This window comes from Rhodococcus sp. no. 34 (assembly GCF_054589475.1).
Genome location: NZ_BAAILK010000049.1, coordinates 141053 through 148783 on the forward strand (window position 1 = coordinate 141053; position 7731 = coordinate 148783).

The window sequence follows — 7731 nt, forward strand, 5'->3', positions numbered from 1 at the left end:
CTGGGGCGAACGCACCAATCAGAACACGCCATGGCGGGAGCCGCATGTCCGTTCACGCAGGGTCGTCCAATGTCGACGAGAAAATCCCCGACACGAACTACGCATCCTCGGGTCCAGTGCTCACCGTTCTAGGACTGTGCGGAATCGTCGTCGCCTTGATGCAGACGCTGGTAGTCCCCATCATTCCGCAATTGCCGCACCTGTTGAACTCCACTCCCGCCGACACCTCGTGGGCGGTCACCGCAACACTCCTCGCCGCCGCGGTGATCACGCCGATCAGCGGGCGCCTCGGCGACATGTTCGGCAAGAAACGAATGCTGCTGGTCAGTCTCGGGATGGTCGTTCTGGGCTCGGCCATCTGCGCGATCGCACCTTCACTGATCATGCTCGTTGTCGGCCGAGCACTTCAAGGAGCATCGGTCGGGGCAATTCCATTGGGCATAGCCATCATTCGTGACGTTCTTCCACCGAAGAAAGTGGCCGGCGCCATGGCGGTCATGAGCGCCACCCTCGGCGTCGGCGGTGCGATCGGACTGCCGATCGCCGCGGTGATCGCCCAGAATGCCAACTGGCACTTCCTCTTCGTCACATCGGCAGCGTTCGGGCTGATCTGCATCGCACTGGTTGCGTTCGTCATTCCCGAATCGACCGTACGACGCCCGGGACGTTTCGACTTCGTCGGTGCGCTCGGCCTCACCGTTGGTCTGATCACCCTGTTACTCCCCATCACCAAGGGCGGAACCTGGGGATGGGGCGACGCGAAAACCCTGGGGCTCCTTGCGGTTTCCGCGCTCAGCTTCCTGGTGTGGGGATGGTGGGAACTTCGACGCAACGCACCGCTGGTGGACCTCCGCGTATCGGCCCGGCCGCAAGTTCTCTTCACCAACTTCGCGTCGATCGCCGTCGGTTTTGCCATGTACGGCAATTCCCTGACGCTCCCCCAACTGCTCATGGCACCGACGTCCACCGGTTACGGACTCGGACTGTCCATGGTTGCAGCGGGGCTCGCACTGGCCCCCGGCGGACTCGTCATGATGGCGCTCTCGCCCGTCTCCGCTCGAATTTCGGCGTGGCGCGGCCCGCGAATCACGTTGATGCTCGGCGCCCTCGTCATCGGATTGGGTTACGCCTTCGCATATTTCACGGTGTCGAGCGTCTGGCAGGTCGCCGTGGCCGGAATGTTCATCGGAGCGGGCGTCGGGCTCTCGTACTCGGCCATGCCGGCCTTGATCATGGGCGCAGTCCCCATCACGGAATCTGCAGCCGCGAACGGACTGAACTCACTGATGCGATCGATCGGCACGTCGACGTCTGCCGCGATCGTGAGCGTCGTCCTGGCCGGAATGACCATCACCGTCGGCACCGCAGTGATCCCCTCGTTCGAGGCGTTTCGTGCCACGTTCCTGATCTCCATCGCCGCCGCCGTCGTGACGATGGTGTTCGCCGGGTTGATTCCCAAACAGAAAGTCTCGTAAGGGAATCAGCCCGGCGGAGGACTCACTTCTCCGAAGAGCCTTCGATGCTGCCCGTCTGCAACTTCGACAGAAGTGTGTAGATGAAATTGATGATGATATCCACGTGGTGCCCTCTCACATAACGGGTCCCCGACCCGACAACGACGGTACCGCAGAACTCTTCTCCATCGAATCGCCGACAATCAATTCTGCAACGTGTTCTAATTTGAGGCGACGACTACCCGAGGAGCCTTTCATGACCTGGACACGCACCGAACTCGAAGACGCCTTCGCGGGTTACCAGAACACCGTTGTCGAGTGCACTCGTTCCGGCGATTGGAACGCCTTCGCGGACATGTTCACCGAGGACGTCGTCTACGTGGAACACGCTTTCGGCACCCTCAATGGCCGAGAGGCCGTACGCAAGTGGGTCACTCGCACGATGACGGAGTTCCCGGGGCACCGCATGACCGAATTCCCGGCCAACTGGTTCGTGGTCGACGAGCAGCGCGGATGGATCGTGTGCGAGATCGACAACCCGATGGAGGATCCGGGTGACGGATCCAAGCACGGAGCCGCCAACATCACGATCCTGCATTACGCCGGCAACGGACTGTGGTCTCGCGAGGAAGACGCCTACAACCCGATGAACTTCCTGTCGATGGCAAAAGCATGGTGCCTCGCCGCGGAAGCGGCGGGCACCCTCCCCGACGACGCCAAGGCCTGGCTCGCCAAATTCGGCGCTATGGTGCGATAGATCCTGTCGGCAACGAGGATCCGACCGGCTGGGCCGGACCGACCGCACCGGCCAACGACCACTGCCCGTAGTCCCGAGTGAGGATCGAGTTCAGATCCACGCCGACGCCGTCGACCTTGCGCTTGTCGATCTCGAACTGATGCAGGTTTGCCCGCGGGTGCACATACCCTGCGGGCGAGCCCCAGTTGTGCTGCCAGAACCAGGTTCCGACGCCGGCACTGATCATTGCGTCGATCACGCGAGTGTTTCCGTAGACGCCGAGCGCTCCGTTGCCGACAACCGAGGCCCACCCCTCGAGGTACGGCGCGATCAGCGTAGTGATTTCAGTACTGGTCGGGTTGTCGTCGATCGACGCGTAGATCGGGCGACCGGACGGCCCACCAGCCGCCGCATGTAGTTCGAGGCCACGGGCAGCATGACGCTTGCCCGCTTCGCGGGCCCCGCGCCAGTCCGCCGTTCCGCCCTTGCCGAATTGATAGCAAGAAACGACTTGAAGTCCGGCCGCGGTCAACGCGTCGGTTTCCCGCGCCAGTACGGGCTTGCCGACCATCCAATCGGCGCCCGGGCGCCTGTCCGAGACGTATCGAATGGCGCCCGCATACCCGGCGGCCTTGATTGCCTGAGCGGACGGCACACCGGCGGCGTAATCGAGCAGGGTCCCGAGCGAACCGGCATTGGCCACCGACGTCGTACCGCTCAATGCAGCGAGTCCGGCAGCCGCCGATCCAGCCGCTGCGTACTTGAAGAGGTTTCTTCGCGAGACGTGCACAAAGCTCCGATCATCGGCGTGTCCCGCTCGAAGTGGCGGGCAGGCAAGCTATCTTCTTTCGCTCGCATTCCACCACAGTCACATCAACCCCGCCATGCACTTGGCCAACAATGCTCACATTGTCACCAAATTGGACGCCTGACAGACAACAGTGGCCCCCGAAGGCATCGCCTTCGGGGGCCACTGAGTCGGCCTAGCGGCCGGAAGCTATCAGCTGAGCGAGGTGAAGAAGCTCAGAGCGCTGAAGAGATCAGACGCGTTGCTGAAGAAGTCGTTGAGGAAGGTGAAGGCATCCGAGAATTCTGCGCTGCTCATGCGATGTGCTCCTGTCGAAGATACGGTCCAGAGGATTGCCGCCACGTGAGTGGCTGCTGGCGATAAGAGTAGAGGCCTTCCGTTACTTCCGCGACACCAAATGTGTCCGGGACGTTACATTTCGACCCCTTCGGGGCGCGGACATACACACAGGTAACACCCACCGGCAGTGATCAAACTGTCACCTAAGGACGATTTATTGACGTATTCCGAACATCGTTCCCGATAGCAGCTACCGAGCAGCATCAAACCTGTAGGCCGACCACAAGATTGGCAAGCCTTACTTAACAGGATGGGTGTTGCTCCCGATAGAGGGCGTACCAGCAGATTGGCCAAATCCCCCGCGGCAATGTAGCCACGCGAGCTTAGTGCGGGCGCAAACATTCAGCCACAGTTCGAGTTAGCGAGATCTTTACGCCGAAAACGACCGGCCCGACGGCCCGCGGGACCGTACCTATCGGTCATCATGGTGACGCTATTCACACTGATTTGAGGAACTCCCGGCACCGATAACAACCGGATCTCGACACCGATTGGACGTTCGAGGGCACAGTGGAGTTCATGAACCTCACAAAGAAGAAGTCCTGGAGTGAGCTGTCACCCGCGCAACGCCGCGTCGTCGCCGTGCTCGCAACGATTCAGTCCCTGTTGGCGATCGCCGCGTGGACAGACCTGGCGCGACGCCCTGCCAATACGGTCAACGGCAGCAAGAAGAAGTGGGCGGCGATCATCTTCGTCAACTTCTTCGGGCCACTCACCTACTTCCGCCGAGGCCGGATTCAGTCGAAGTAGTCCCAGAACTGCAGCCACTTCACCGACGCAAAGAGCGTCAGAGTCACTGCGTACACCGCAATTACCGCCGCGACGCCGCGCCAGTTGGTGCGGGGAACGGCGCCGTCGATCGGGTCCAGCCAATGACGGAACCATCTCGTGACCGTCGGCATCAGGAACCACGTCATGGCGCCGACGCTGACTATCTGGCTCAACCACATCGACAGCCACGGCGGCGCTCCGATCCCGTCGAGCAGCGGCCCGAGAAACCTCGACAGCGTCATCACCGTCGGATAGAGGACGAGCAGGATGATCATCGCCGTCTTCCAATTCGGCGTCGCGCGAGTCTGCCCGTTCTCCGTGCGCAGAATGGTGCCGAACGGTGTCGACCGCGTGGTCTCGGTGAAGTCCTCGGCCAACTCGGCCCGCAGTTTCGGTAGTGCTGCGGCCCTCTCGGGCGACGCCATCCACACCGCCAACTGCTGCTCTGTCCGAAACCGAAGGACGGACTTCCACTGGGTGGAGTCGGTGACCGACCGCAACAACATCACCGACTCGTAGCCGGAGAATCGCGAACTGAGATCGATGAGGTGTCGTTGCGTTCGCAGAAACTCGTTCTCCTTACCCACGACGACGGCGTGGTCGTACACACCGATACCGGGCGGCGGCAGCACGCCGTCGATCAGAACGAGATCACTCGTCTGCGCCAGAATTCCCGTTGCAGCAGCTGATCTTTCGAGATCGCGGCGATCAGTCGACTCCAGCCAACGATGAAGATCGTCGGCACTGTCGAACGTGACGGACACGCCGTGCGACACCGGTTCCGGTTGATCACTGATGCCACAGCTCAGGTAGCCGTCGAATCGACCGGCGGTCTCAGCCGCACGCTCGACCCACGCCCGGAATCCCGAACTCGTTCGGTGGTACCCGGTGATGGCAGTTGCGGACACGTCAGCCCGATATCCGGCGCCCTTGCACGTACACGTGCGCAATCGCGGGCTCGCGCATCGCCATCAGGAGCCCGAAGAGCGTCTGGTCGCGGGCGAGTATCGGATCATCCGAACGCGTTCCGTAGCTGACGAGCCCGGCGAGCGGCGGCCACCCGGACGGATCGATCACCAGGAAGTCGGCCTCTTTGCCCTCGTCGAAGTTGCCGATCCGGTTCTCCATGTCCAGCGCGCGAGCACCGGCGAGTGTTCCGGTGAACAGCAGTTCGGCAGGGTGCATCGACACTCCGTCGTCTCCGGCTTCGGAGATGTGAACCTTGAAGGCGTCGCCGAGGACTCGGGTGAGCAGGCACTCGTCGCCGCCACCGAAGTCCGATCCGATCGCGATGTTGACCCCTGACGCAACGGTTCGTTTCCACGGCATGGTGCCGGAGCCGAGAAACTGCTGGGACGTAGGGCAATGTGCGATCGAGGTTCCGGTCTCGGCCATTCGTGCGAGTTCGGAGTCCTGGCAGTGCACCGAGTGCGCGAGTATCGCGCGTGGACCCAGGAAGCTCTTTCCGCCGACCTGTGAGCCGGGGAGGAACTTGCCGTCGTACGTGTCGAGATAGGTCTCGACCTCGTACTCGGCGAGTGTGGTCGCCACCTCGCCGGTTCCGGGCCGATTGTTCTCGTTGAGATGACTGTGGAAGTAGACGCCCCGGTCACGGACGGAGTCGTACAACTCCCCCAAATCCTTCAGCGTCCGTGTTGTCACCGCGAGAGAGAAGCGGGGAACCACTGCGACGTGAACGAGCGCAGTGTTCACGTCGCCGGTGTCGGCCGCGTGCCACTTGTCGATCTCCTCGCGGGTGAGTCTGATCGCGTCCTCTTCCGAGGTGATCAGCGCGGCGGCGGAGGCCGGGCCGGTGGTCTGAACCCCACGTCCGCTGACCACCCGAAGGCCGCGTTTCAGAGTTTCCGAGAACAGGGCGTCCTGCGCGTGCGGGAAGGCCGATCCGAACACCATCGCGGCCGTGGTTCCCGTGGCGATTCGGCGAGCGCAGAAGGCCTCGGCAGCGTGCTGGGCAAACTCCGGATCAGCGAATCGCGATTCGGAGGGAAAGACGCACAGGTCGAGCCACTCGAGGAGTTGGCCGCCGCCGTAGGCGTCGCCGGCGTAGGTCTGCGGGAAATGAATGTGTGCATCGACGAATCCGGGCAGCAGGAAACCCGGTCGGTGGTCGTGGGTTTCAGCGCCTTCGAGACCGCTCGGGAGTGATCCGAATTCTCCGCAGTAGACGATCGTTCCGGCATCGTCGATCGCCAAGACGCCGTCGGGGATCGAGACGAGCGACTGCGCCGCATCCTCTACCGTCGGACGACCGGAGATGTGGAAGACATGGCCTCGATGAAGGTGCGTCACTTACTGAGCAAAGCACAAAACTACCCGGCGTCGCGCGGCGAATGCTGTCCTTTTTGTCAGATATTGGGATCAAGCAAGAGTTGCATGCCAAACAAGAGCCGCAGCCAGCGCACCGGCACCGTTCAACGACCAATGCAGAGCAATCGGCGCAATGAGGCTGCCGCTGCGATGACGAAGCCAGGTGAATACGAGACCGGCCGCAGCGGTGGCGAGAACGGCTCCGAGGATGCCGGCGACCTGGCCGACGACTCCGGTACCGAGAAAGCCGGACAGCCCTTCGTTACCGCTGGTCAAACCCATCGACGACGCGATGTGCCACAGTCCGAACATCAGAGAACCGGCAGCGGCGACGCCGCGGAATCCACTGACCCGGTTCAACGTGCCGTGCAGGACGCCACGGAAAGCCAACTCTTCGGGAATGACGGTCTGCAGCGGGATCACGATCATCGACGCAATGATCGCGCCGGAAATAGTGGCGTAGCGATCCGCCATGAAGAAAGGACGTGTGAGCGGAAGCAGGGCGCCGACGGCGACAACCGTCAGGACCAGGCCGACGGCGGCAAGCGCGTACTTCGAACCTCGCCGCAGGTCACGAGGGGACAGCCCCAATTCCGCCCACCCCATTCCCCGGCGCTTGGTGAGCGCCAACAGGACGAGAGCAGAGATGGGTACCGTCGCGATGCTTGCCCAGGCGGTGGTGAAATGCGCGATCAGATTGGTTCCCACCAGCACCACGATCACAACAGCGATATCCACGTATGCATGCATCCGCGGAAAACGAGGAGCGGTCGCTTCGATCTCCACTGGAGCGATCTCCACTGGGCCGCCGCTCGTTAGCTGAAAGTTCACTTTGCCCAGTGTACCGGCGCACGAGAACTGCCCGCCACTGTTTGCGAACACGCTCACAGTGACGGGCAGGTCCCGAAACAGCTCTGATCAGGCGCCGAGCGTGCTCGCAAACTTCGGAACGGCGTTGTCGATTGCGTAGGTCAACCCCGGTACCGAGCCACTCGAGAACGCATTGACGAGTGCCGGGTCATCGAGGATCAACAGATGTCCCTCCTGAGCCGACGGGATTGCGCGCAGTAGCGGATCGTTCGCAAACGCACTGCTGTCGAGGAAGATCGGAAACAGCACCGTGAGATCCGCGTCGAATAGGTTCAGGTTCTCGTTGGCGACCGGGATGTAGAAGTTTCCGGTGGCTTTTTCGGTGATCGCCGTCGGGATCGTGAAGCCGAGGCGGGTCATGAAGTCTGCGCGTGCGTCGCCGGGTACGTACGCGCCGTAACCGTCGGAACTGTAGGCGCCGACCG

8 protein-coding genes are annotated in these 7731 nt (G+C 62.2%); 3 read left to right on the top strand and 5 right to left on the bottom strand.

The annotated features are described in order from the left end of the window. Positions 1-44 precede the first annotated feature (44 nt). Positions 45-1475, top strand: coding sequence for an MFS transporter (locus ACYP01_RS29420; protein WP_063316831.1), 1431 nt, complete (start codon positions 45-47; stop codon positions 1473-1475). A gap of 235 nt (positions 1476-1710) precedes the next feature. Continuing rightward, entirely contained in the window at positions 1711-2211 is a 501-nt protein-coding gene (locus tag ACYP01_RS29425; RefSeq protein WP_007726289.1) for a nuclear transport factor 2 family protein, read from the top strand. Here ACYP01_RS29425 and ACYP01_RS29430 read toward each other — a convergent pair. Next, positions 2198-2980, bottom strand: a complete 783-nt coding sequence (locus tag ACYP01_RS29430) for a DUF1906 domain-containing protein (protein ID WP_042920828.1) — start codon at positions 2978-2980, stop codon at positions 2198-2200. The genes ACYP01_RS29425 and ACYP01_RS29430 overlap by 14 nt on opposite strands. An 876-nt stretch (positions 2981-3856) precedes the next feature. Here ACYP01_RS29430 and ACYP01_RS29435 point away from each other — a divergent pair. Further along, complete coding sequence (locus ACYP01_RS29435; protein ID WP_007726301.1) at positions 3857-4087, top strand: PLD nuclease N-terminal domain-containing protein; 231 nt, start codon at positions 3857-3859, stop codon at positions 4085-4087. Here ACYP01_RS29435 and ACYP01_RS29440 read toward each other — a convergent pair. The 4 genes from ACYP01_RS29440 to ACYP01_RS29455 form a co-directional block, all read right to left on the bottom strand. Further along, positions 4075-5016: an antibiotic biosynthesis monooxygenase gene (locus ACYP01_RS29440; protein ID WP_459683561.1), complete on the bottom strand. Its 942-nt coding sequence runs from the start codon at positions 5014-5016 to the stop codon at positions 4075-4077. The two genes, ACYP01_RS29435 and ACYP01_RS29440, sit on opposite strands and share 13 nt — an antisense overlap. A 1-nt stretch (position 5017) precedes the next feature. Continuing rightward, entirely contained in the window at positions 5018-6418 is a 1401-nt protein-coding gene (locus ACYP01_RS29445; RefSeq protein WP_209920276.1) for an amidohydrolase family protein, read from the bottom strand. A gap of 69 nt (positions 6419-6487) precedes the next feature. Next, on the bottom strand, positions 6488-7186 hold the full coding sequence (locus ACYP01_RS29450; protein ID WP_020908494.1) for a CPBP family intramembrane glutamic endopeptidase: 699 nt from the start codon (positions 7184-7186) through the stop codon (positions 6488-6490). Positions 7187-7354: 168 nt separating this feature from the next. Next, the coding region (locus tag ACYP01_RS29455; protein ID WP_459683564.1) for a TroA family protein at positions 7355-7731 on the bottom strand (377 nt) is incomplete at its 5' end.